This is a genomic window from Microcystis sp. M144S2 (genome assembly GCF_020246065.1).
Lineage (GTDB): Bacteria > Cyanobacteriota > Cyanobacteriia > Cyanobacteriales > Microcystaceae > Microcystis > Microcystis ichthyoblabe_A.
Window position 1 is genome coordinate 37,851 of record NZ_JADBTR010000044.1, and the last position, 22,335, is coordinate 60,185.

The window sequence follows — 22,335 nt, forward strand, 5'->3', positions numbered from 1 at the left end:
TTTTCCCTTTTTAACCCCAAATCCGTTTTTAATAGGACGATTAACTCTAGATCCAACTTTAAAAACCCGCTCCCCACTTCCTGCTGCCCTGCCTTGAGAGATTTGACAAGGCTGCATCTCCTATTTGTGACTTTCTCTCACCGATGGTGAGCAGCAGAAGTTATTCAAAGAGGGCGAAGGCAATTCGCCCCTACAATAAATAATATGATTGCGCCAATGGTAGGGGCGCACCGTGGTCAGTGATTTATCGAACTGCGTGCGCCCAAAATGTCATCTAGATATTTCGACCAAATTGAGATGCAGCCTTTACCAAGGACAGCTGCAGTATATAATACGATTAGAGCGAGTTCTAAACCAACAGCTATGATTAGTCGCTACATTGTCGCATGGCTCCCAATGGTCTTAATAGGAATTAGTAACGGTATTCTCAGGGAAACCACCTACGGAAAATATCTCGATGAACTACGCGCTCATCAAATTTCTACCCTGACAGGCAGCCTCTTTTTTAGTCTTTATATTGGCACTCTTGTCTATTTTTGGGGTCTAGAATCCTCCGGTCAAGCCATTACTATCGGTTTAATTTGGTTAGTATTAACAGTGGGTTTTGAGTTTCTGTTCGGTCATTTTATCGCTGGTCACTCTTGGTCAAGATTAGGGCAAGATTATAATCTTTTGGCGGGACGAGTTTGGATTTTTGTTCTCTTGGTCATTACTTTTGCTCCCTTACTATTTTATCAACTTTTTTCTTAATTATGAAAGCTATTATCATTAATCGCTATGGCGATAGTAATGTTCTCCAATACACAGACATAGAAAAGCCAATTCCCCAAGGGAAAGAAGTATTAATTAAGATTATGGCAGCGGGAATTAATCCGATTGATTGGAAGATTCGTCGGGGGATGCTCAAAATAGCCACAGGTAATAAATTTCCCCTGCAATTAGGTTTTGATTATGGGGGAATTATCGTTGAAAAAGGTAGTCAGGTGGAACAATTCCAGATCGGAGATGAGGTTTTTGGTTTTGTCAATCAATTACCCGGTAGAACCTATGCTGAATATGCAATTATTCCCGCTTCCCTATTAGTTAAAAAACCGCATAATCAGAGTTTTATTGAAGCTGCCGCCACTCCTTTAGCTGCTTCTACCGCTTTGCAAGTCTTGCGCGATTTTGGCGGTATTCAAGCAGGAAATCGGATTTTAGTTAATGGTGCATCGGGAGGAGTGGGTAGCTTTGCTGTGCAGATAGGAAAAATTTTCTCCGCACAAGTAGATGGAGTTTGTAGTAGTAAAAATATCGATTATGTCACCTCTTTAGGAGCAGATAAAGTTATCGATTATACCCAAGAAGATTGGAGAAAAACTGAGCAGAAATATGATATAATCTTCGATGCTGTGGCTAAGTCTTCTTTTTGGCACTGTCGTCAGCTTTTAAAACCCCAAGGCACCTATATAACCACCCTACCAAATCCAGGAATTATCCTCCTAAATTATCTCGGTGCTTGGTTGCCACAAAAAGGGAAAGTGATATTTTTTGCTCAAGCACAAGCGTCCGACTGGCAATTTCTCAAAGAAGCGATCGAATCGGGTAAATTAACTGTTAGAATCGATCGCACCTATACTTTTTCCCAGGTGGCAGCAGCTCATAATTATAGTGAATCGGAAAGAGTGCGCGGAAAAATAGTCTTAATCCCCGATTAAGGATAAATAGTTAGGGTTTGCTGAATAAATCTGAAAACCTTGTTGGGTAACACTTTTAGACCTTTTGTTAATCAAAAAGTACCAGATATGGGAGTGATCGGGGGGAAAATCCCTGGACTTTTTCCCTGAAAATTAGGTAATTAACCCCCTGAAAATGGGTAAAACCCTACACCCGTTCGGCTGAGCTCACGGCCGAAGCCCACACCCCACACCCCACACCCTGTCCCCACCAACAAACTTTTTGCTGCAAACCCTAAATAGTTAGGGATTTTCCCGATTTTTTGGGGAACGAGTAAATAGTTTTAAGTAGGTAGAAACAGAGAATTCTTTAATTGGGAAGGTGATAAAAGTCAAGGGATTAATAGTAATAATAATATTGCGGCTATCCCTTTGTACCGCCTTGATAATCTGTTTAGCCACCCAATCGGCGGACATAATACCCACAGGATTTAAATTACTCTTAAAAGGGCCAAGAATTAGCTTTCTTACCACACAGGGGGCATCTAAACGACGCAGGGTAATCATATCACCGATCGCCCGTTTACTGAGTTCGTAGAGGGGACTAAAGGCAGGATTAACCTCCGCTTCCGAGGTATTCACCCAGACTTCCTTGCGGGCAATTTGCTCGTTAGTGCGGACAGTTTTGAAGAATAATTCCATTAAACGCCAGACGGAAAAAGTATTCACTTGGTAGGCTAATTCGATCGCTTCTGGGGTTCTTTGGCCGTGGACATTAACGCCGTGATTTAAAATCAGTATATCTACAGACTTAAATAGGTCCTCAAGTTGCGTTTCTTCACCGATTTGCCATTTTACGGTTTTTACAGGTACTGATTCGCCGTTAATTTCAATAGCGATCGCATTCTCCCCGGAAGTGAGCGCGATCACCTTGGCTCCCTTCAGTTGTAGGTACTTTAACAGCGATCGCCCTAAGGTTCCATTCGCTCCAGTAATGGCGATCGTTTTACCCTTGAGAGAAAGAGCCGTCCCCATCAATTTATCCATAAAGGTGAAAGTTCCACAATAATAAGCCTTTTGGTTATCAAAATGGTGTCGCCAGTGGTAGGTACGATTAACGCGCCATTGAGCGGGGAAACTCTCAAATTGCCCCGGACGATGGGTTAAATCGGTTAATTCCTCCAGATTGGCGATACCTAAACCTCGACCGATCGCCGTACTGAGAAAAGCCAAAGTATAAAGGGAACCTAACCAACCCAACCAAGGGCGATCGAACCCCCAAGAGTAGGCCAATAGTACCGGTAAAACACTGGCAGCCAACATAACCAAGGCCTCCGGTACATCATTGTACCAGTGGGCCCGACGATAAATTTCCTCGCTCATTACCGACAGATCGGGACGAAAAACCCGATGATGCCAGACGTGCAGACGATAAAGGGGCTGCCAATGGTGGGCCAGAGCATGATAGCAATCACGCACGATCTCCACCCAAATAATTGAGCCACAAATCAGTCCGACACAGAGGAGCAGGTTTGACATAGGGGATAAATGTTAAATTTTCTCAACGAATGTAAACAAAGCAATCTTAGCCGAAAAAGCGCATTTATAGGGAAAAAAAAGCCAATAGCTTGAAAAACTAGGGTTTATTTCCCGAAAAAACTTAAGATTCTGTTAAAAATTTTAACAATTTTCGGTAAAATAAAGCAAGAAATAAGCGTCTACTTGAACAGTTACTTAACCTGAGTCGATTATGGCAGAAAATTATTGGTCGCGAGAGGATGATAACGAAGAATTAGACCCGATTGGTTCCCTCCTATCTGACTGGTCCGATCCCGAAGACGAGGAGGACGAATTTAGGAGCGAAATTTTTCAAGGCCGATCGGGACGCAGACAGAAAGCGGCTTTTAGCCTCATGGCGATCTGGACAATAATTATCGGACTTCATTGGCTGAGTTGGGGTTATTGGGCGATTATCGCCCTAACTATGGTACTATCGGGGCAAGCTTTGCGGCTGCTGTTCACCAAACCGGAAACGCCGCCAATTCCCTTACTGGATCAGGATTTAGCCTCTGTCCCCAGGGTTTCTCTCTTAGTAGCGGCCAAAAATGAAGAAACCGTAATCACGAAACTGGTTAATTATCTCTGTCATCTAGACTACCCCCAAGATAAATTGGAAGTTTGGATCGTCGATGACTATAGCACCGATAACACGGGGGCGATTCTTGATCGCCTGGCTCTAGAATATCCCCAATTACAAATTCTCCATCGTGCTGCTAATGCCGGAGGTGGCAAATCCGGCGCCTTGAATCAGGTTTTATCCCTAACTAACGGGGAAATTATCGGTGTATTCGATGCCGATGCGGGATTATCCTCCGATTTACTGCGTCATGTGGTGCCGATGTTCGACGATCGAGAAGTGGGTGCGGTACAGGTGCGAAAAGCGATCGCCAATGCCGCCGAAAACTTCTGGACAAAAGGACAAGCGGTAGAAATGATCTTTGATAGCTGTTTCCAACAGCAACGGATCGCGGTGGGAGGGATCGGAGAATTGCGCGGAAATGGTCAATTTGTCCGTCGTAGTGCCTTAAATCGTTGCGGGGGTTGGAATGAACAAACGATCACCGACGATCTTGATTTAACTATTCGTCTCCATATCGATAATTGGAAAATTAATATCTTAAATTTTCCCGCAGTAGCGGAAGAAGGGGTGAAAACCGCGATCGCTTTATGGCATCAGCGCAATCGTTGGGCCGAAGGTGGTTTTCAGCGTTATCTCGACTATTGGAAAGCGATTTTAAAGTCTCCCATGCCTTGGCCGAAAAAGTTTGATTTAATTGCTTTTTTGATTGTTCAATATATCTTACCTGCGGCCGCTATTCCCGATCTTTTAATCACAATTACCCAGCATCAATCCCCGATTTTAACGCCTTTAACTGGTTTGGCTCTTTCCCTTTCTCTCTGGGGGATGGTGACAGGATTAATCCGGGTTAATAGGGGTAAAAAATTCACTTTCGCTCTCGGTTTAGACATCCTTGCTCAAACCATTCGCGGCATGATTTATATGATGCACTGGTTTATTATTATTCCCAGTGTCAGCCTGCGGATGGCTTTGCGTCCTAAACGTTTGAAATGGGTGAAAACCGTTCATCTGGGGGAACATCTCAGTGCCGAAGTTTAATTTTTGAGGATAGACTCCAAAAACTTTGGCCTTATCAGGCTTGAAATCCCCTGTTAGTAAAGGTTACAGCCCTTACAAGCCCCTCTTGGAAAAATTTCCAATTTCCTTAATCATGCTTGCTGCCAATAATGTGTTAATTTAGATACAGAATTGAATTCCGTGACAGCACTGGGGTAGCGAAAAGCGCTCGCTCCAGTTTTTTTTATCTAAATCGGGGTTGGGGGTTAGGGGGAGTAGGGAGAAAAAAGCTGATGGCTCTCTTGGGTTTGAATGTATTCTAAGATACAGTCCTGCGGGGGAGCGAATGGAACGAACCACAAAGACACAAAGGACACAAAGATTGATCGCTACCATTGAAAATATGGCAATTATTGGAGCCATGAGGTACAATAGAAGGCAAATAGACAAATAATTGCGGGACAGAGCAGACATGAGACCCTATTCAGTAGATTTTCGCCAAAAAATTATCGATGTCTGGGAAAAAGAAAAAATTTCTATTCGAGAACTAGCCAAGAGATTTAATGTGGCCAAAAGCTTTATTCAAAAGTTATTGAAACAATATCAAGAAACTGGAGATATCCGTCCTCGTCCCCAGGGAGGCAGTCCCCCAAGCAAGTTAAATAGTGAGCAATTAGTAATTCTTGTCGAAATCATCGAAGCTAACAGGGATGCAACCCTGCAAGAATTATCTAACTTACTCTATGAAAAGACAGAGATTAAAGTCAGTAGAGCCACCCTAGGGCGAATTACGAAAAAACTGAATCAAAGTTTTCCCAAAAAATTCCACAGGAGTCCGAGAAAGTTGGAGAAAAAGTAACATGGTTTCCCATTTGCTTGTCGATGAAGTATTGAGCAATTGAGTCGAACAGAACAAAACCTCAAAAAAGAAGCAAAAATATGGCGATATAGTCAATATTTATCGAGTGCATCTCATCTCTGAGACTTTCTCCCACTTATAATCAGCAGCAGAAGTTATTAAAAGAGGGTGAATGCAATTCGTCCCTACAAGCCCAAAATATGATATAGATATTTCTATAAAATTGAGCTGCAGCCTTTCACTGATTACTAGACCTCTTGCAAAAGTCTTAAGTCGATCCTTGTACAGCAACATTTTTGAAGATTATCAACTACTAATAAATAATTAACTGAAAGTCCCTCCCATTATTGTTTCTATCGTTTGTTTTCGGATTTATGCAAGAGGTCTACTACTCCGTCAGGCTTCTGGTGTGAGGAAACAGTGAACTGAAAACTCAAATCCGATCCCTAATAGCTGTCTCCCGTCTCCCGTCTCCTGTCTCCTGTCTCGACTAGGAAATTAATTTTGCACGACTACTTATCTTCTGTGGAATCTTTCATCTGCCATATAATCATTTACAAGCCGAGGTTGTCATTGAACAGTAGGTGTGATACAATAGGATGGAAGTTTGGGAAGGTATTGGGAACAAGGCGGGTTTCAGACACGTTATCGCACTGCTGTGACTTTAGCCGCCCAGTTTTATAGGGGGAAGGCTAAAATCTTATTTACTCCCTAACCCTCTAAACAGTAACCACGATTTTTAGAAAAAATTCTTGAATTTTTTTTCCTAGAAAGCTTTTGAGTTACTAAAAAGCCCATATATTCAAATAAAAATAAACATAGAAACCTTAGAGGATTTAAGTCATGTTCAAAAATATTATTCAGAAGACTTTTAAATACCTGAGATACAAAATAGTCAAAAATAATGATCCTGTTTTTCACTTTCACTCAAATGCTTATTTAAGGCATAATGCAAGACGACTTGAACATTTGGCCAGCCTTAACATACCTGTAAGAGGTATGTCAGTACTTGAAGTGGGAGCAGGGATAGGTGATCACTCTCATTACTATCTAGACAGAGAGTGCCAAATTACGATAACAGAAACAAGACAAGATAATCTTGATTATCTTGTCTTGCGTTACCCCGGAGTTAATATCTTGAGATTAGATTTGGATTCTCCTCAGCCAATTGAAAATAGTCCATTTGATGTAGTTCATTGCTATGGATTACTCTACCATTTGAAAAATCCTGATGTGGCCTTGGATTTTCTCAGTCAATCTTGTCAAAAAATTCTTTTTTTAGAAACTTGTGTTTCTTTTGGTGATAGTGAACAGATAAACCCTGTTAAAGAAATACAAGCTAACCCTACTCAGGCTTTTTCTGGTGTGGGATGTCGTCCAACACGACGATGGATATTTTCTCGTTTACAAAATCATTTTGATTATGTTTACATCCCTAGAACACAACCTAATCATGAGGAATTTCCTCTAGACTGGAATCATCCAGAAAAACATCAAGGTTTGAGTCGTTCTATATTTATTGCTTCGAGGACTAAACTTGACAATGAAATGTTGACAGATGAACTTATACAACACCAAGTAAGACATAACTGACATTGCATGAACAACCTAAAATTTTTTTCAAGAAGGTTAACAAGAGCAATAGCCCGACGATTGCAGTTAGATCAAAATCTTTTTCGGCAAAATCAGCTTAAATTAGAATCGGCAAAAGCCAAAGGTCAAGAGTTGGTGGATGTAATGCCAGGAATCAATCTGCCAATGGTAATTCACCCAGATATGTACTTTAAAATTGGCTATACTAAATATATATTTGAACCTGAATCACTTGATTTCATCGGCGATCATCTCAAACCTGGACAAACTTTTCTGGATATTGGTGCTAACATTGGCTACTTCTCGCTGTTTTGCTCTAAAATAGTAACTCCAAGCGGTCGTGTTATAGCTTTTGAACCGGGAGACTTTGCCTTCAATCTACTGAAAAAAAATAAGGAGTTGAACAAATTTAATAACCTTGAAATACATCAGGCAGGTTTTGGAGAAAAAGATGAGATTGTAGAATTCAATTCAGGCGCACCTGGAATGGAAGTTTATAACTCATTGGGCAAGATTATTCATCCTTCAGCAGCTCCCGATAAATTTAAGACAATACCAGTTCAACTTTTTCAGGGATATACCTGGTTACAAAAGAATAATGTACAGCATATAGATTTAATGAAACTTGATGTTGAAGGCGGAGAATACCTTGTACTTAAGGGAATGCTGGAAATGTTTCAATCCCAAAAAATCTCTCGACTTTTAATAGAAATTACCGATGAAATGTCAAAAGCCTTTGGTTATCACCCTTCAGACATTATCTTAATGCTTAAAGATTGTGGCTATAATTGGTTTAAACTGGGTTCCTACGGCCAGCTTGAGCCATTGCTTGAAAATGACATAAGTAAGGTTAGTATAGGCAATCATATGTTCGTAGCTGTATCACAGAAATCTAAGCAGAGTTAAAAGCCTTGAAAACCATCGCCCTAGTTGATCCCCTGTGGGGAGGCCACCACCCCACCTACCTGAAGTTTTTCGCCAAGACATTGCTAGAATTGGGACATGAGGTAATTGTCCTTTGTCCCGCACCAGAAGAAGTAAATCAATGGATTATTGGCTGTTGTCCAGAGTTGACTAATCGTCTTCACTGCTTTGAACTAAATGAACCCCTATTACCCTACTTCCCTCTACGGCTATGGCAGCTGCGAAAATTGGTGATCGCTCGTTGGCAACAAGTGGCGAAGATTATGGAAAAAATCGCCACAAAACTGGGCAAAATACCAGATTTAACCTTTTTTGCCTGGCTGGACAGTTATTTGGCTCTTTATTTAACGGCAGCTACCAGCGATCGCATTTTTCCCTATCCTTGGTCTGGATTGTATTTTCAACCATCCCTGCGGAAAACTCTGAAATATCAGCAAATTCGGCGAGGTATTCTCGATCCCCTTGCGGTCTTGAAATCTAAGCACTGTCCAGGTGTCGCGGTGCTAGACGAAGGTATTGCCGATAGACTTCAAGGAAAAATCGCTAAACCAGTCATAGCTTTTCCTGATTTTGCCGATGAATCGCCCCCAGATTTAGATTGGCAGATAGTCAAAGATATTGCCGCTAAAGCTAGGGGCAAAAGAATAATAAGTTTGCTCGGAAGCTTGAGTGAGTACAAAGGATTGTCAACTTTTGTAGAATTATCTAGGCGATTTCCCGAAGGTTGGTTATTTGTTTTTGCAGGAAATCTATCAACAGTAGGGATTAAAACTCAAGAAATCGAGACAATTAAATCATTTTTTTGCTCAGAACCAGAGAATTGTTTTTTTTATCTGACGAAAATTCCTGGCGAGTCGCAATTTAATGCTTTGGTCAAAATCTCTGATGTTTTGTTTGCTGTACGAGAAAATTTTCCCTATAGTAGTAACACGCTCATCAAAGCAGCTTGTTTTCAGAAACTCGTGATCGCCAACCAGCAATACTGTATAGGAGAAAGAGTCAAAAAGTTTCATTTAGGATACACAATTGAGGCGGGAAATATTGCTCAGTGTGTCAGTCTTTTAGAACAATTGCGGACGGAACTCTCTAGTGGTAGGCTCTCGATCGAGCCAGATTTTGATAGTTATAGGCAGTTACACTCGATTACTCGTTTACAATCGGCTTTTCAAGAACTCGTAAAATTGCTGTAATACCAATTTTCAATAGTCGTGACTAACATCTGAAAGTGCAATTCCTTTCTCCGAGAGGGATTACGCTTTGAAATGATCAACTAAGTCTGTCATTACTTTTGAAAAATGATATAACATTTTTGTAATTAGTCACAGCAAGAAGCAGAGCTTATTGAGAATAAAGTAATCCTTAAGCCCTAGATATAGCAGTTCTCACACCTGTGTGGCACCTTTAGACCTTTGCTGATTAAGCTTTTTAACATCGATAATGTACCTCGTGCGAACAGGAAACGCTATAGATAGTATCCCACATTCCGCACCCTTAACTGTCACATTGGTCGTCCCCCTCTAGAGACTTGAGTAAAAATACTTAGCTGGTGAGGGTTTTCTCAGTGCCAGCTAGGGTAGGGCTGTTTCATTCACCCATCAGAATGTCAAAAGTAAAAGCGATCACTGTCAGGTAAAATGAGAAGTGACCGCCAAGCTTTTAAATATATGTTGGCTCTTCGGGAATTGTTATGCAAATAATTAACTTAAAATAAAATTCGATGAGAGTGCCTACGCCCAAAAATAGCTGAAATCTATACAGAGAAGGACTTGAGGCACAAACGGGTTAATACCAAAAGATAGACAATAGAGTTAAGATTTGATATAATAGCCAAAAACCAGAGTATTTTACTTATGATACTTGACAAATTTTTGAAACTAGAAGGAACCTCTATTCAAGGCTATCTACACCTAGAAAATATCGGTATAGTCTGACGGCTCGAATCGAAAAATAAAAAACAGAAAGCGAAAAAAGAAGCAAAGCTAGAAGTTTTCAAGCGAAGTAAATATAGCCGGTTAAAAAATGAAGAAGATTTAACGGAACCCCAAAAAATCAAACTAGAAGCTATCAAAAAAACTTTCCAAAATTTGAAAGAGATGCACGAATTAAAGGAAGAATTTAGAAAGATTGACAAGACCTCAAAGAATGCGACAGAAGGACTGCTATCCATCTCGGAATGGTTGGCAAAATCCTCCAGTATTTTTACCAAGAGTTGTCAAACAATCCGAAACTGGTTTGGAGAAATCATTAGTTATTTCGAGCGAAGGACAACGAATGGGGTGGTCGAGGGAATCAACAATAAACTTAAACTAATAAAACGGAGAGGCTATGGCTTTAGAAACTTTCGTAATTTTTGGGTTAGAAGTATGTTATCTTGGCATCTTGTATGTTGTTTTAGCATAGAGAGTAACGAAGACCCTTTAATTAGAACTACTTACTTATCAACTTTTAATTAATGTTAAATGCGGGTTTTAATCTGGTATCGTAATGATCTGCGAGTTCACGATCACGAGGCAATTTATCGAGCCATTCAAGAACAATTAGAGATAATTCCCTTTTATTGTTTTGATGAGCGTCAATTTGGTCTTACTTCCTACGGGTTTCCAAAAACTGGCAAGTTCCGAGCTAAATTTTTATTAGAAAGCGTAGCAGATTTGCGACAATCTCTGGAAAATTTAGGCGGTAATTTAATTATCCGACGGGGAAAACCCGAAGAAATTATCCCGCAATTAGTTCAAGAATTACAGATAGCGAAAGTTTATTATCATCAAGAGGTTACAGCAGAGGAATTAGCGGTAGAAAAAGCTGTAAATAAGGCTTTATCTATAATTCCTGTGCAGATAAAAACTTTTTGGACAGCCACTTTATATCATCCTGATGATTTACCTTTTACCCTTAATCAACTGCCGGAATTATTTACTAATTTTCGTAAACAAGTAGAACGTCATTGGGAAATAAGAACAACTTATCCCAGTCCGAAAAAGTTGACAAAATTACCTAAAATAGATTTGGGAACCCTTCCTAGTTTAAACGATTTAGGCTTAACAGAACTAATTCTAGACTGGGAAGATGTTTTGTCTTTTCAAGGGGGTGAAGTAGCAGGAAAATCACGGGTTAAAGAATATATTTGGGATAGTGATTCCTTAAAAACCTATAAGGAAACCCGCAATGAAATGTTAGGGACTAATTATTCCTCAAAATTCTCAGCTTGGTTAAGTTTTGGCTGTCTTTCCCCCCGTTATATCTATGAAGAAGTACAAAAATATGAGCAAACAAGAGTAAAAAATGACTCTACTTATTGGCTAATTTTTGAATTATTATGGCGAGATTTTTTTCGATTTATTGGCAGTAAACACGGGAATAAAATCTTTTATAAATCTGGTTTGCAAGAACTTAATTTACCTTGGCTAGAAGATTGGCAAAGATTTAATCTTTGGTGTGAGGGAAAAACTGGTTATCCCCTTGTAGATGCTAATATGAGAGAGTTAGCTGCTACAGGATTTATGTCAAATCGTGGACGGCAAAATGTCGCTAGTTTTCTGACTAAAAATCTCGGTATTGATTGGCGTATGGGAGCAGAATGGTTCGAGTCATTATTAGTTGATTACGATGTCTGTAGTAATTGGGGTAATTGGAATTACACTGCTGGTGTCGGTAATGACGCACGAGGATTTCGTTATTTTAATATCCCGAAACAGTCGAAAGATTATGATCCCAAAGGTGATTATTTACGTCACTGGTTGCCCGAATTAGCCCTAATAAAAGGCGATAAAATTCACGAACCTTATAAATTATCTCTGGAGGAACAAAAGCGTTATGGGGTGATTTTAGGGGTTAATTATCCTCGTCCTATTGTCGATTTTTTTCAATCAATTAAACACAACGAAAAAATTTATCTCGCCAAGTCGTTGCTGATTTGAGATATGAATCTTCTCTTGTGGGATTTTTAAAACCTAGACCCAAAATAACTTTTGGATACGATGCACAATTGCCATTCATACCTTGATTCAGCAACGCCTCGAATTGGCATAGGCTTGACTTCGATTTCAACTCAGTTCCTTTATTTTATCGTGTAAGATAGTGATCGCACCACAACGCCCACCCTACTCCAATAGAAAGGCAAAAGATGACTACTACTCTTGAAAGCTTACAGGAATTTATTGATTTTTGTCAACAGCACATTACTGGCAAAGAAAGGAAAGAAGCTCAGATTTTCCTAGACCGTTTCTTTCGAGCTTTTGGTCATAAAGGTGCGTTAGAAGCGGGTGCAACCTATGAGGAGGCGATTACTAAAGGTAGCAAGAAAGGTAAAACAGGATTTGCTGATTTAGTTTGGAAACCTCGTGTTTTAATTGAAATGAAAAAGCGAGGAGAAGATTTAAGTAAGCACTATCCCCAAGCTTTTGAATACTGGAGTCGATTGGTTCCTAATCGCCCTCGCTATGTCTTATTATGTAATTTTGATCAGTTCTGGATTTTTGATTTTGATCTTCAAATAGATGAACCGGTAGATCGAGTAAATCTCAACGATTTAAAAAATCGGGTCAGTGCATTCAATTTTATGGAAGTAGGGAATCGTACCCCTATCTTTCAGAATAATCAAGTCGAGATTACAGAAACGGCGGCGCGGCGGATGGGTGAGTTATTTCAACTGTTAAAAAAACGCGGTCAGAAAAGCGGTTTTGATGAGTTGACGGCCCAGCGATTTATTTTGCAGTGTGTATTAGCAATGTTTGCTGAGGATCGAGGATTATTACCGAGAGATTTATTTATTTCTTGTGTACAAGAATGTCTAAATGGGGGCAATTCCTATGATGTCTTGGGGGGATTATTTCAACAGATGAACCAACCCGGAATTACCCCCGTTGGTAAATATCAGGGAGTGGATTATTTTAATGGGGGACTGTTTAGTATAATTCATCCAATTCAATTAACTAATGAAGAATTAAGGTTTCTGGATGTGGCGGCGCGTCAGGATTGGAGTAAGATCCGTCCGGCAATTTTTGGTAATATTTTTGAGGGGACAGCTAATGCTGAAGAACGCCACACCTACGGAATGCACTTTACCTCAGAAGCGGATATTATGAAAATTGTTCGCCCAACTATTAGCCGTTACTGGGAGGAGAAAATTGAGCAAGCTGGGACGATTGGCGAGTTAAATACACTTCAGTTAGAATTACAGCAGTATAAGGTATTAGATCCGGCTTGCGGTTCGGGTAATTTTCTCTATGTCGCCTATCAAGAATTAAAGCGCATTGAACAGTTATTAATTGAAAAGATTGCTAACCGTCGTCGTTCTGCTAGTGACCAATTACAGATTAGTTTTGTTACGCCTAAACAGTTTTATGGAATGGATATTAATCCTTTTGCTGTAGAGTTGGCGCGGGTGACTTTAATGATTGCCCGGAAGGTGGCGATTGATAGGTTTAATTTGACGGAAGCTTCTTTACCTTTGGATACTTTGGATAGTAATATTATTTGTGCTGATGCTTTGTTTACGGATTGGCAAAAAGCGGACGCAATTATCGGTAATCCTCCATTTTTGGGAGGTAAACACATGAGATTAAATCTCAGTGATGATTATGTTAATAAAGTGTTTGCGAGGTTTTCTGAGGTTAAAGACTCGGTTGATTTTTGTTCCTATTGGTTTCGTCTAGCACATAATCAATTAGACGAGAAAGGAAGGGCGGGTTTAGTCGGAACTAATTCTATTAGTCAAGGGAAAAGTCGTGTAGCAGCGTTGGATTATATTACTCACAATGGTGGACACATTCATGAGGCGATTTCTACTCAGCCTTGGTCTGGTGAGGCTACTGTTCATGTTAGTATTGTCAATTGGAGTAAAGTTGAACCAGTAAGTTATTATTTAGATAATCATCCAGTTTCTCAGATTAATTCTTCTTTAAAACCGACTTTAGATGTCTCTAAATCTCCACGATTAAAAGCTAATCTTAGTCAATGTTTTCAAGGAGTGATTCCTGTTGGTAAAGGTTTTCTAGTTAGTGAAAAACAAGTTGATGAATGGATTAAACAAGAACCTAAAAATACAGATGTCCTTAAGTTGTTTTCAATGGGAGCAAATCTAGCTAAAAATCCTCACGGTAAGCCAGAACGCTGGATTATTGATTTTAATGATATGAGTTTGGAGGATGCTAGTGAATATAAACTACCTTTTGAGCATATTAAAGTAAATGTTAAGCCAGAAAGAGAGATAAATCGTGATAAGAAAGCACGTGATTTTTGGTGGATATTTTTACGTCCTCGCCCTGAAATGAGAACAGCAATTAAACCTTTAGATTGCTACTTTGCAGTCCCACGAGTCTCTAAATGGGCGGTTTTTATTCCAGCACCCCTTGACTGGCTTCCTGGAGATTTAAATATTGTTCTTGCTTCTGATGATTTCTACATTCTCGGTATCCTGACATCTAACATTCATCGCCTCTGGGTAAAAGCCAAAAGTTCAACTCTTGGAGAAACAACACGCTACACCCATAACACCTGTTTTGAAACCTTCCCCTTTCCCCAGAAACCTTCACAGGAACTTGTCGAAAAAATCCGTCAAACCGCCAACGAATTACACGAATACCGCAGCCAACAGATGGAGAAAAAACAATGGGGAATCACTAAACTATATAACCAATTCTTTAACGAACCCAGTAGCCAACTGTATCAAATCCATCAGAAATTAGACAAGCTAGTGATGGAAGCATATCACTTCCAAGCTGACGACGACATCTTAGAGAAACTATTAACCTTAAACCTGGAATTAGCAGAAAAAGAGAAGCGAGGAGAAACCGTCATCGGTCCCTGGTCCCCTTACTCTTAGATTACTCTAACCCCTTACATTAGATTGAAACAATCTGAATTTCCCTGACTCGGTGCATTGGTTTGGTTGGCTTTTCGGTGGTGATTAGTTCATCAGCTTGAATTTGCAGCGCAGCAGCAACATGAAGTGCATCCATCGCCGCTAAACCGTAAGTGCCAGCAATTTCATGACTCACTGCACCCTCCTCGACGTGCAGCAAGTTCTTGTTCTATTTCCTCTTCATTGAGCAGTTGCAATCCAGCTGTGATCGCCCGATGTCGGATTTCCCATAACTTTTTGCTTAATGGTGTTTGGGGAATAAATTTAGCTTCTGGTGTTGTTTGTGACTCAGATTTAAGTATTTGAACAAATTGCCAAACTTTTTGTTGCTTTTCCGGGGTCAATTCTCGCCATTGTTCAAGTAGTTCTTCTTCTTTATCCATAAATACCTCGCTCTTAAATTACGCATTCCTCGAATCGTTGGCTGTCCAAGACATATTTGGGGATTAACTTTCGGCTCTTGTAGTAGATATGTATGGGTAGTTCAGGTGTTTTAGGTGGGAATTGGTTCACCCGGCCGCAAACTAGACCATTTACCGGTTTCGCGCAAAAAGCTTTCACAACCCACCACATCCCACTCCATTTCGATATAATCTTCCTTGGTGCGAATGTTAACGTTAATAGAAGGGTTCTTCGCTTCAAAGTCCGGTGTCTCGGTGAGATGACGTTCCTGATGTTGTGTTTCTACGGCATGATAGGTGAGACAGCGATCAACAAAATAGCAGTTAATACAAATACACATAGGTTTAACTCTATAAGTCTTTTCCGTTAATCTAGCTCAGTCTCTCCCCAAATAGGGCCGGTAAAAATTATATTTTTGTAAATTTATCTTCTCGATGTCTTGTCAAAAAAACCTAGATAGTTTAGTTAAAGAAGTTTTTGCGATTAATCGGCAAGAATTGCCAGAAAATGCTTATTTAGTCGGTGGTGCTGTGCGAGACGCTTTATTAAACCGTCAGAAAGACTATATTGACCTAGATTTTGTGGTTCCCGAAAAAGCGATCGAAATTGCCCAAACTATTGCCCATCATTATAAAGCGGGTTTTGTGGTTTTAGATGCCGTTCGTCAAATTGCTCGCGTCGTTTTTCCCCAGGGGACCCTTGATTTCGCACAACAGGAGGGAGAATCTCTAGAAATAGACCTAAAAAGACGGGATTTCACCGTTAATGCTCTCGCTTATAATCTCCACACCCAAGAAATTTTCGATCCTTTAGGGGGATTAAAAGATTTAGGCTGCCAATCCCTGCGGATGATTTCCAGGGAAAATCTCCAAGATGATCCCTTAAGATTATTAAGGGCCTATCGACAAGCGGCTCAATTGGACTTTGAGATCGAACCCCATACCCGTGCAACTATTCGTTCTCTTGCCCCTTTATTGCACCGTGTAGCCGCCGAAAGGGTACAATCCGAGTTGAATTACCTTCTGCTCAATTCCCGTGGCAATAAATGGCTAAAAAGTGCCTGGGAAGATGGCTTATTATCTCTCTGGTTGCGTCGGATTACCCCCGCAAAAATGGAGCGAGTTATGGGGGTGGAAGCGGCAGCGGGATTTTTAGAATCTTTGTTACCAGAAAAATTTATCTTTTCCCCTTCTCAGTTGCAGTTGACAAAATTGGCCCTATTGGTATCGGATATTTTAGCAGAAGCGGAAAAAGAGTTAATCGATCTCAAGTATTCTAGGGGGGAAATTCGCACGGTAATCACGGTAATTAAGTGTTTACCTCCTCTCAAGGAGCCAGATAATTTAAGTCTGCGGGAACAGTATTTTATTTATCTAAATACGGGAAAAGTATTTCCTATCTTTGCCCTTTTTGCTCTATCGATGGGGATTAACAAAAATATCGTCGCTTCTCTGTTGACTTCCTATCTCGATCCCGATAATATTATCGCCCATCCCCGACCTTTATTAAGGGGCGATGATTTAATTAACCATTTACACCTGAAACCTAGTCCGATTATCGGTAAGTTATTAACCGAGGTACAAATTGCCCAAATTGAGGGCCAAGTCACAGTTTTTCAGGAGGCGATCGATTTTGCTAAAAAGTTATTATAAGTGGTTGGTTATAATTAAATTAAAAATGGATTTTAGGTTCGATCCCCCCTGCCCCCCTTAATAAGGGGGGTGCCGATAGGCGGGGGGATCTACCCTTGATAAGGGGGGTGCCGATAGGCGGGGGGATCCCCCTTAATAAGGGGGGCATCTGATAATTTTTAACGCCTACCTACTTAGCAATTGTTCACAGTTTGGAGAGTTTTGTCTGTTAATCAGAGTTTTAGATTCGGATTGAGTCTCAGGGTTTCGACTTATCCAAAACTCAGATTATCCAAAACTGAGATTTATTTAGTTTTAAGCTGTGAAGATTGGGGAGCGTTTTCTCCTTCTACGACTAAAGATTTCACATGAGAACCTTGAAACTTTTCCATATTGCTCACTCGCCACATAGCCAGGGGAAAAGTAATGGCAAATAAACCAAAAAGTCCCACTAATATCCAGACGATATCGTGCATTTTACGCGAGGAAAACTTTCTAACTTGAGCGTTCATTTTGTCACCTCCTAGGCTTTAAGTTAAGGGTAAATAGGGAAATAGTGGATGCCATGACATGGCCGTGGCGGCAATCATGAGGGCAAAAAACCAAAAGAGAATGGTCTTAGCTTTTATCTGGCGATCTTTCCAAAGATAATGCAGTATCGGCCAACTGACTAACCAGCCAATTAATAACATCGTTTCTTTGCCGCTATAACTGCCGATATTGCCCCACATTTTGCTAGGATTTTTACTGCCAGGTATCCAACTACCCAAATTCCAAAGAAAAGTTTCTACGGCTTTTGAATGGTCTGCATCGGAAAAATGGTGAGCAACCATCATTAAAAAACAGCCAATACCAGCACTAATAATCGCCGCCGCTGCCGGGCCAGAAGTGGCAGGGGAACGTTTGGCACCTTCGGCTAAACCTTGGGGAAATTGTTTTAAAAAAGCCCAGATTTTTCCATACCAAGGACTATCGACGTAACGTTGAGTCATCAGATTTGTTCCTATTTTTTCAGAGTTCGTAAGTGTCTAAAACCGAAAAGTCCCACCGCTAAAAGTCCCCAACCGTATTACCAGCAGTAGGGAAATGACCGACGATTTGACTTTGGTTGCTAATGCTGGCCGCCCTCGTATCCGTACCATCGGGGCTAAGTTTACACCCCCTAGGGCGGGAGCGGCGATAGATAACCCGAAAAACGTAGCTAAAACGAGCAAAAGTTTAATTTTGTTCACTTTTGAGGTAAAGTAGCTAAATAAGGGTTTACAGGGCGTGAATTTTGGCAACACCGAGGCCGCTAACGAGTCCACCCATGGCAAAAAACATCATCGCCATCAGGGCAATGCAAGTGACCGTTAACACCGGTCGATTAGCTTTGTCTAGGATTGAGTCGCCGTATTTCCAGAGAATCCAAGTGCAGGCCACGCCTAGGGGTAGGATAAAAAGGACGCTGAATTCGTGGTATTCCATGAGGACGTATTGACCGAGGGGCGAATTTTCCTTTAGCCATGCCCGCGCACCGCCAAATTCTAAACCGGCCCGATAGCGCATATAGGCTAAATTGCCAGTGGCGATCGCCAAAAAAGCGAGGACGGTGGACCAGAAGGTGAGGGTTCGCATTTGCCGCAAAATTTTGCCAGAACCTCTGAGCAGGGGAAAAGCGAGATGACCAGCGTAAACAATCACGACTAGGGCTAATAGGGAACCAAAACCGTGAATTGTGCCTAGCCATCGCTGCCACGGACTCGGATGCAGCAGGTTGACGAAGGGCAGAAATAAAAATAGGCCCGCCGAGAGGATTCCTAGCCCATAGACGCAAACGGTGGCTATATCTAGGGTTTTCGGAAAATCAATTTTTTCTGATTCTGTGGTATAAGATGACATCGGTTTCTCCTTAACGGTCTAGAGAAGCTAAATGGGATTATTTCTCATTTAGCCCGGAATCTTGTTAGAACAAGTCCAGAGAGCATATTTGTCCAACCATCAGAGTATTTTTGGACTGAAGTTGACAATAAATAGAGTCAAGACTTGAATTTCGCCAATTCAAGTCTGAATTGCATCCCTGTCTGCTCTACAGCGTTTCTCGGATATATGAGGTATGTTTTCGCAACTGAGAATTCTTACTTCGGCAAGGTTTAATTTACAATTCACCTTGACGAGAAACGCTACATCTTTATATAATCCCTGATTCGGGGTGCGATAGTCAAGAGATTTTCAAGGAAGATTGTTAATAAAGTTTACGGATATTTTTACCTAGTTCTTCGTTACTTGGTATGGTTTGATCGGGTGGCATAAATCGACTACATCCTTATTAGATGAGCTTACCCTGAGAATCTGGCAAAGAAGGTTAGAAACTCAGTACATCAAAGCTTTTAGCTTAACTAATTAGGTTACCGAGTTAAATACCAAAATTAGGCGTTTTTATCGACAAAATTGTCGAATCGAATTTTAAACAAAAACACGATGCTGCAGGGAAGGCATTTGTCGTCGCACCTGTTGCAGACGTTGGGGATTAATTTCGGCAATTGCCACCCCCACTTCTTCCCCCGCGTCGGCTAAAACCACACCCCAAGGATCGATAATCATAGCGTGACCGTGGGTGTAACGGCGTTCGTAATTATTGCCCGTTTGAGCGGGAGCTATTATATAACAAGTATTCTCGATCGCTCGCGCTTGTAACAAAACTTTCCAATGATCTTTCCCTGTAAAAGCTGTAAACGCCGCGGGTACAAATAAAACATCGGCTCCTTGCTGCGATAAATAGCGATAGAGTTCGGGAAAACGCACATCATAGCAAATCGAGAGGCCAATTTTGCCCAAGCTATCGGAGCCATAAATCGGCGGTAAATCGATTCCTGCCATGACTGTACTCGATTCCTGATAGGTGTTACCATCCGGGACATTGACATCAAAGAGATGGACTTTTTGATAACGGGCTAATTCCGCACCGTTGCCATCGACTAAAATAGCGGTGTTATAAGCCTTATCGGGAATACCCGTCACCGGCACGGGAAAACCACCCCCTAAAATGGTCACTTGAAACCGTTGGGCCATGGTGCGGAGGAATTTATCGGCTTTTCGAGCAATAGTCTCGGCCTGGGCGATTTTATCGGTTTCTGCCCCCATAAAAGCGAAATTCTCCGGTAAACCGATTAATTCCGCCCCTTTACCCACGGCAAGTTCGATCAATTCTTCAGCGGCAGCGAGATTTTTCTCTAAATCCGGCTGACTGGTCATTTGAATGGCGGCGGCGAGATAGGATTTCATGGGGGTTGAAGCTCTAGAGTCGGATAATCTCTGTAAAATTAATCATAACCTTCGATTATATCCAATTTCAGATATTTTGTCACCCCATGAGTAAAATTGTTTTCTGTGACTTTGATGGCACTATCACCGCCGTGGAAACTTTTGCGGGTATGCTCAAAGAATTCGCCCCCGATTTATCGGCCCAAATTATGCCCCAAATGTACGCCCGCACTCTGACTCTGCGCCGGGGTGTCCGTCAACTGCTAGAGTCGATACCGAGCCAAAAATACGCCGATATTCTCGCCTATGCCGAAAGCAAGCCAATTCGCCCTGGATTAGCCGAATTCCTCGCTTTTTTACAGGAGCAATCCATCCCTTTTATTATTATCTCCGGTGGCATCCAAGGCATGATTGAAACGGTCTTAAAACGGGAGGGACTATTAGATAAGGTAACGGCAATTTATGGGGTCAATCTTCATACTCAAGGGGAATATCTGCAAGTTCATTCCGATTGGGAAAATGAGACGGAATTAGTGGCTAAAGCCTTGATTATGTCCAAATATTCGGGAGTAGAAACTATTGCGATCGGTGATTCCGTTACCGATATTACCATGGCTAGAAGGGCCGATCTAGTTTTTGCTAGGGATCGTTTAATCGATTATCTGCAAGCGGAAAATCACCCCTATATTCCTTGGGATAACTTTTTTGAGATTCGCGAATATCTGTTATTGAGAGATTAGGGATTAGCTGTTAATTAGGTAGGGGTTAAAAATTGTCAGATACCCTCCTTGGATTAACGGGGGATCAAAGAGGGCGAATGCAATTCGCCCCTACAATAATATTATTGCGCCAATGGTAGGAGCGCACTGTGGTCAGTGAGTTTATCGAACTGCGTGCGCCCTGTAATATAGATATTTCGACCAAATTGAGATTTACTACCCTACTCTCAAGGGTAACAATAATTATAAATTTTTGTAAATTTGTGTTGGTTTACACTTGACAAAATCGGGGGGGGGTAAAATCCCGTTGTTGCTCTGTTTTGTCATTGAGGAACTAACTTAAAATTTAGTGATTGGCAATTTTGAAAAAATCAGTCTTTCTCCCTTGCCAATGTCGCTTAATTTGAGATTTTCTCCTTTAAAGGTCAGTCAGAACATTTGTTTGTTTGTTTGTTTGTTTTGAGGAAAGTTTCTGAGTATGAAAACTTCGACTGTGCTTAAAAAATTTTCAACGGTTGTTACTGGATCGGCAGCATTTCTCGCCCTTAGCACCTTTTCTGCTATAGTAGCACCCGCATCTCAAGCTGTTACTATCACTAACGGATTCACCTATTCTGTTGCTAGCAGCGAAGGTGATCAGACTGTAGGAACACATTATCATTCTAATACAGGCGGCGCTTTTGGTAATCCGGCTGGAAAAGCTGAGGTTGGTGATTTCTTTTCTGAGGAAGTTCGCGGACTTTCTGAATACAATATGGCTGGCTTGGGTACTGCAACTTCAGCCTTTGTTACCTTCGATGTATTCAAAGCTGGAGGATTGTTCTCAGGTGAGAATGACTTTCCCTTTACAGGAAATATCAATATCGTCGCCTATCAAGGTAATAATTTAGAGGATATCTCCGACTATCAAGCTCCATCCATTGGAACTGTCGGAACTTTCAATACTGCGGGTCTTTCTGTAGGGAATACGTTGAGTTTCGATATTACTTCAATTTTCAATAACGCTATCGCAAATGGGTGGTCGTCATTAGGTATGCGTTTACAAATTGCAAGTGGTACAGATCCACAAGGTGGAGCTTGGACATTCGATACTTTTCGCCTTACTACTGACAATCAAAGTAACAATCAAACTGTACCCGAACCTGCTTCAGTCTTAGGTTTACTTGCCATCGGTGCTTTGGGTGCGGGTGCAGCCTGGAAGCGCAAATTAAAATAAAAAACTGGCAAATCTAGCTTTAAATTAGCAGCGATCGCTCTATATTGATAAAGTGCGATCGCTTTTTTGGGGAGACATTCCACATTTTTATTAAT

21 protein-coding genes and 2 pseudogenes are annotated in these 22,335 nt (G+C 41.1%); 14 read left to right on the top strand and 9 right to left on the bottom strand.

Translation table 11 applies throughout. The features are described 5' to 3' along the window. The first annotated feature begins 363 nt into the window (after positions 1 to 363). A complete protein-coding gene (locus tag IM462_RS05835) occupies positions 364 to 750 on the top strand; it encodes a hypothetical protein (RefSeq protein ID WP_287703546.1) in 387 nt (128 codons plus the stop codon). Positions 751 to 752: 2 nt separating this feature from the next. Then, on the top strand, positions 753 to 1,697 hold the full coding sequence (locus IM462_RS05840; RefSeq protein WP_287703548.1) for an NAD(P)-dependent alcohol dehydrogenase: 945 nt from the start codon (positions 753 to 755) through the stop codon (positions 1,695 to 1,697). Positions 1,698 to 1,958: 261 nt separating this feature from the next. Here IM462_RS05840 and IM462_RS05845 read toward each other — a convergent pair whose 3' ends face one another. Next, positions 1,959 to 3,194 carry a bifunctional sterol desaturase/short chain dehydrogenase gene (locus IM462_RS05845; protein ID WP_046660776.1) on the bottom strand — a complete coding sequence of 412 codons (1,236 nt, stop codon included), beginning with the start codon at positions 3,192 to 3,194 and terminating at the stop codon, positions 1,959 to 1,961. Positions 3,195 to 3,405: 211 nt separating this feature from the next. Here IM462_RS05845 and IM462_RS05850 point away from each other — a divergent pair, with 211 nt between their 5' ends. After that, on the top strand, positions 3,406 to 4,833 hold the full coding sequence (locus IM462_RS05850; RefSeq protein WP_287703549.1) for a glycosyltransferase family 2 protein: 1,428 nt from the start codon (positions 3,406 to 3,408) through the stop codon (positions 4,831 to 4,833). 138 nt (positions 4,834 to 4,971) lie between these two features. On the opposite strand, the gene IM462_RS21180 is transcribed toward IM462_RS05850, so the two are convergent. After that, positions 4,972 to 5,214: a hypothetical protein gene (locus IM462_RS21180; protein ID WP_407069729.1), complete on the bottom strand. Its 243-nt coding sequence runs from the start codon at positions 5,212 to 5,214 to the stop codon at positions 4,972 to 4,974. Between the two features lie 49 nt (positions 5,215 to 5,263). Between IM462_RS21180 and IM462_RS05855 the strand changes: the two are divergent. From IM462_RS05855 to IM462_RS05885, 7 genes and pseudogenes are all read left to right on the top strand, one after another. Beyond that, positions 5,264 to 5,614: pseudogene (locus IM462_RS05855) on the top strand (helix-turn-helix domain-containing protein); the annotation flags it as partial. A gap of 879 nt (positions 5,615 to 6,493) precedes the next feature. Beyond that, positions 6,494 to 7,243, top strand: a complete 750-nt coding sequence (locus IM462_RS05860; protein ID WP_287702636.1) for a class I SAM-dependent methyltransferase — start codon at positions 6,494 to 6,496, stop codon at positions 7,241 to 7,243. A 6-nt stretch (positions 7,244 to 7,249) separates the two neighbouring features. Continuing rightward, a complete protein-coding gene (locus IM462_RS05865; RefSeq protein ID WP_287702638.1) occupies positions 7,250 to 8,149 on the top strand; it encodes an FkbM family methyltransferase in 900 nt (299 codons plus the stop codon). Positions 8,150 to 8,154: 5 nt separating this feature from the next. Next, positions 8,155 to 9,357: a glycosyltransferase family protein gene (locus IM462_RS05870; protein ID WP_287702640.1), complete on the top strand. Its 1,203-nt coding sequence runs from the start codon at positions 8,155 to 8,157 to the stop codon at positions 9,355 to 9,357. Between the two features lie 753 nt (positions 9,358 to 10,110). After that, positions 10,111 to 10,554: pseudogene (locus IM462_RS05875) on the top strand (ISL3 family transposase); the annotation flags it as partial. A 72-nt stretch (positions 10,555 to 10,626) separates the two neighbouring features. Continuing rightward, positions 10,627 to 12,084: a DASH family cryptochrome gene (locus tag IM462_RS05880; RefSeq protein ID WP_287702642.1), complete on the top strand. Its 1,458-nt coding sequence runs from the start codon at positions 10,627 to 10,629 to the stop codon at positions 12,082 to 12,084. Positions 12,085 to 12,290: 206 nt separating this feature from the next. Then, positions 12,291 to 14,990, top strand: coding sequence for a DNA methyltransferase (locus tag IM462_RS05885; RefSeq protein ID WP_287702644.1), 2,700 nt, complete (start codon positions 12,291 to 12,293; stop codon positions 14,988 to 14,990). Between the two features lie 19 nt (positions 14,991 to 15,009). On the opposite strand, the gene IM462_RS05890 is transcribed toward IM462_RS05885, so the two are convergent. The 3 genes from IM462_RS05890 to IM462_RS05900 all read right to left on the bottom strand — a co-directional run bounded on the left by IM462_RS05890 (position 15,010) and on the right by IM462_RS05900 (position 15,771). Next, complete coding sequence (locus tag IM462_RS05890; protein WP_002795919.1) at positions 15,010 to 15,189, bottom strand: PIN domain-containing protein; 180 nt, start codon at positions 15,187 to 15,189, stop codon at positions 15,010 to 15,012. Continuing rightward, a complete protein-coding gene (locus IM462_RS05895) occupies positions 15,155 to 15,412 on the bottom strand; it encodes a hypothetical protein (protein ID WP_287702647.1) in 258 nt (85 codons plus the stop codon). The genes IM462_RS05890 and IM462_RS05895 overlap by 35 nt, the downstream gene beginning before the upstream one ends. Before the next feature lie 110 nt (positions 15,413 to 15,522). Beyond that, positions 15,523 to 15,771 (bottom strand): Ycf34 family protein, encoded by a 249-nt coding sequence (locus IM462_RS05900; RefSeq protein WP_002760106.1) that lies wholly within the window; start codon positions 15,769 to 15,771, stop codon positions 15,523 to 15,525. A 94-nt stretch (positions 15,772 to 15,865) separates the two neighbouring features. Between IM462_RS05900 and IM462_RS05905 the strand changes: the two genes are divergently transcribed. Beyond that, positions 15,866 to 17,083 (top strand): tRNA nucleotidyltransferase/poly(A) polymerase-related protein, encoded by a 1,218-nt coding sequence (locus tag IM462_RS05905; protein ID WP_287702649.1) that lies wholly within the window; start codon positions 15,866 to 15,868, stop codon positions 17,081 to 17,083. Between the two features lie 284 nt (positions 17,084 to 17,367). On the opposite strand, the gene IM462_RS05910 is transcribed toward IM462_RS05905, so the two are convergent. After that, positions 17,368 to 17,574, bottom strand: coding sequence for a hypothetical protein (locus IM462_RS05910; protein ID WP_016517055.1), 207 nt, complete (start codon positions 17,572 to 17,574; stop codon positions 17,368 to 17,370). An 18-nt stretch (positions 17,575 to 17,592) separates the two neighbouring features. Then, positions 17,593 to 18,054 (bottom strand): hypothetical protein, encoded by a 462-nt coding sequence (locus IM462_RS05915; RefSeq protein WP_002803037.1) that lies wholly within the window; start codon positions 18,052 to 18,054, stop codon positions 17,593 to 17,595. A gap of 94 nt (positions 18,055 to 18,148) precedes the next feature. On the opposite strand from IM462_RS05915, the gene IM462_RS05920 reads away from it, so the two are divergent. Next, positions 18,149 to 18,310, top strand: coding sequence for a hypothetical protein (locus IM462_RS05920; RefSeq protein ID WP_287702651.1), 162 nt, complete (start codon positions 18,149 to 18,151; stop codon positions 18,308 to 18,310). Positions 18,311 to 18,322: 12 nt separating this feature from the next. Here the strand turns inward: IM462_RS05920 and IM462_RS05925 are convergent, their stop codons facing one another. After that, the gene (locus tag IM462_RS05925) at positions 18,323 to 18,943 is read right to left on the bottom strand and encodes a hypothetical protein (protein ID WP_002779196.1); all 621 of its coding nucleotides are present in this window, start codon (positions 18,941 to 18,943) and stop codon (positions 18,323 to 18,325) included. A gap of 564 nt (positions 18,944 to 19,507) precedes the next feature. Then, positions 19,508 to 20,326 carry a carbon-nitrogen hydrolase family protein gene (locus tag IM462_RS05930; protein WP_287702653.1) on the bottom strand — a complete coding sequence of 273 codons (819 nt, stop codon included), beginning with the start codon at positions 20,324 to 20,326 and terminating at the stop codon, positions 19,508 to 19,510. An 86-nt stretch (positions 20,327 to 20,412) separates the two neighbouring features. Between IM462_RS05930 and IM462_RS05935 the strand changes: the two genes are divergently transcribed. Beyond that, positions 20,413 to 21,045, top strand: a complete 633-nt coding sequence (locus IM462_RS05935) for an HAD-IB family phosphatase (RefSeq protein ID WP_287702655.1) — start codon at positions 20,413 to 20,415, stop codon at positions 21,043 to 21,045. A 457-nt stretch (positions 21,046 to 21,502) separates the two neighbouring features. After that, the gene (locus IM462_RS05940) at positions 21,503 to 22,240 is read left to right on the top strand and encodes a PEP-CTERM sorting domain-containing protein (RefSeq protein ID WP_287702657.1); all 738 of its coding nucleotides are present in this window, start codon (positions 21,503 to 21,505) and stop codon (positions 22,238 to 22,240) included. Positions 22,241 to 22,335 lie beyond the last annotated feature (95 nt).

Bases quoted from the DNA above. Each gene is read 5' to 3' on its own strand.
- IM462_RS05835 (WP_287703546.1), top strand. From the start codon at position 364: ATGATTAGTCGCTACATTGTCGCATGGCTCCCAATGGTCTTAATAGGA.
- IM462_RS05840 (WP_287703548.1), top strand. From the start codon at position 753: ATGAAAGCTATTATCATTAATCGCTATGGCGATAGTAATGTTCTCCAA.
- IM462_RS05845 (WP_046660776.1), bottom strand. From the start codon at position 3,194: ATGTCAAACCTGCTCCTCTGTGTCGGACTGATTTGTGGCTCAATTATT.
- IM462_RS05850 (WP_287703549.1), top strand. From the start codon at position 3,406: ATGGCAGAAAATTATTGGTCGCGAGAGGATGATAACGAAGAATTAGAC.
- IM462_RS21180 (WP_407069729.1), bottom strand. From the start codon at position 5,214: ATGGCTCCAATAATTGCCATATTTTCAATGGTAGCGATCAATCTTTGT.
- IM462_RS05860 (WP_287702636.1), top strand. From the start codon at position 6,494: ATGTTCAAAAATATTATTCAGAAGACTTTTAAATACCTGAGATACAAA.
- IM462_RS05865 (WP_287702638.1), top strand. From the start codon at position 7,250: ATGAACAACCTAAAATTTTTTTCAAGAAGGTTAACAAGAGCAATAGCC.
- IM462_RS05880 (WP_287702642.1), top strand. From the start codon at position 10,627: ATGCGGGTTTTAATCTGGTATCGTAATGATCTGCGAGTTCACGATCAC.
- IM462_RS05885 (WP_287702644.1), top strand. From the start codon at position 12,291: ATGACTACTACTCTTGAAAGCTTACAGGAATTTATTGATTTTTGTCAA.
- IM462_RS05895 (WP_287702647.1), bottom strand. From the start codon at position 15,412: ATGGATAAAGAAGAAGAACTACTTGAACAATGGCGAGAATTGACCCCG.
- IM462_RS05900 (WP_002760106.1), bottom strand. From the start codon at position 15,771: ATGTGTATTTGTATTAACTGCTATTTTGTTGATCGCTGTCTCACCTAT.
- IM462_RS05905 (WP_287702649.1), top strand. From the start codon at position 15,866: ATGTCTTGTCAAAAAAACCTAGATAGTTTAGTTAAAGAAGTTTTTGCG.
- IM462_RS05910 (WP_016517055.1), bottom strand. From the start codon at position 17,574: ATGAACGCTCAAGTTAGAAAGTTTTCCTCGCGTAAAATGCACGATATC.
- IM462_RS05915 (WP_002803037.1), bottom strand. From the start codon at position 18,054: ATGACTCAACGTTACGTCGATAGTCCTTGGTATGGAAAAATCTGGGCT.
- IM462_RS05920 (WP_287702651.1), top strand. From the start codon at position 18,149: ATGACCGACGATTTGACTTTGGTTGCTAATGCTGGCCGCCCTCGTATC.
- IM462_RS05925 (WP_002779196.1), bottom strand. From the start codon at position 18,943: ATGTCATCTTATACCACAGAATCAGAAAAAATTGATTTTCCGAAAACC.
- IM462_RS05930 (WP_287702653.1), bottom strand. From the start codon at position 20,326: ATGAAATCCTATCTCGCCGCCGCCATTCAAATGACCAGTCAGCCGGAT.
- IM462_RS05935 (WP_287702655.1), top strand. From the start codon at position 20,413: ATGAGTAAAATTGTTTTCTGTGACTTTGATGGCACTATCACCGCCGTG.
- IM462_RS05940 (WP_287702657.1), top strand. From the start codon at position 21,503: ATGAAAACTTCGACTGTGCTTAAAAAATTTTCAACGGTTGTTACTGGA.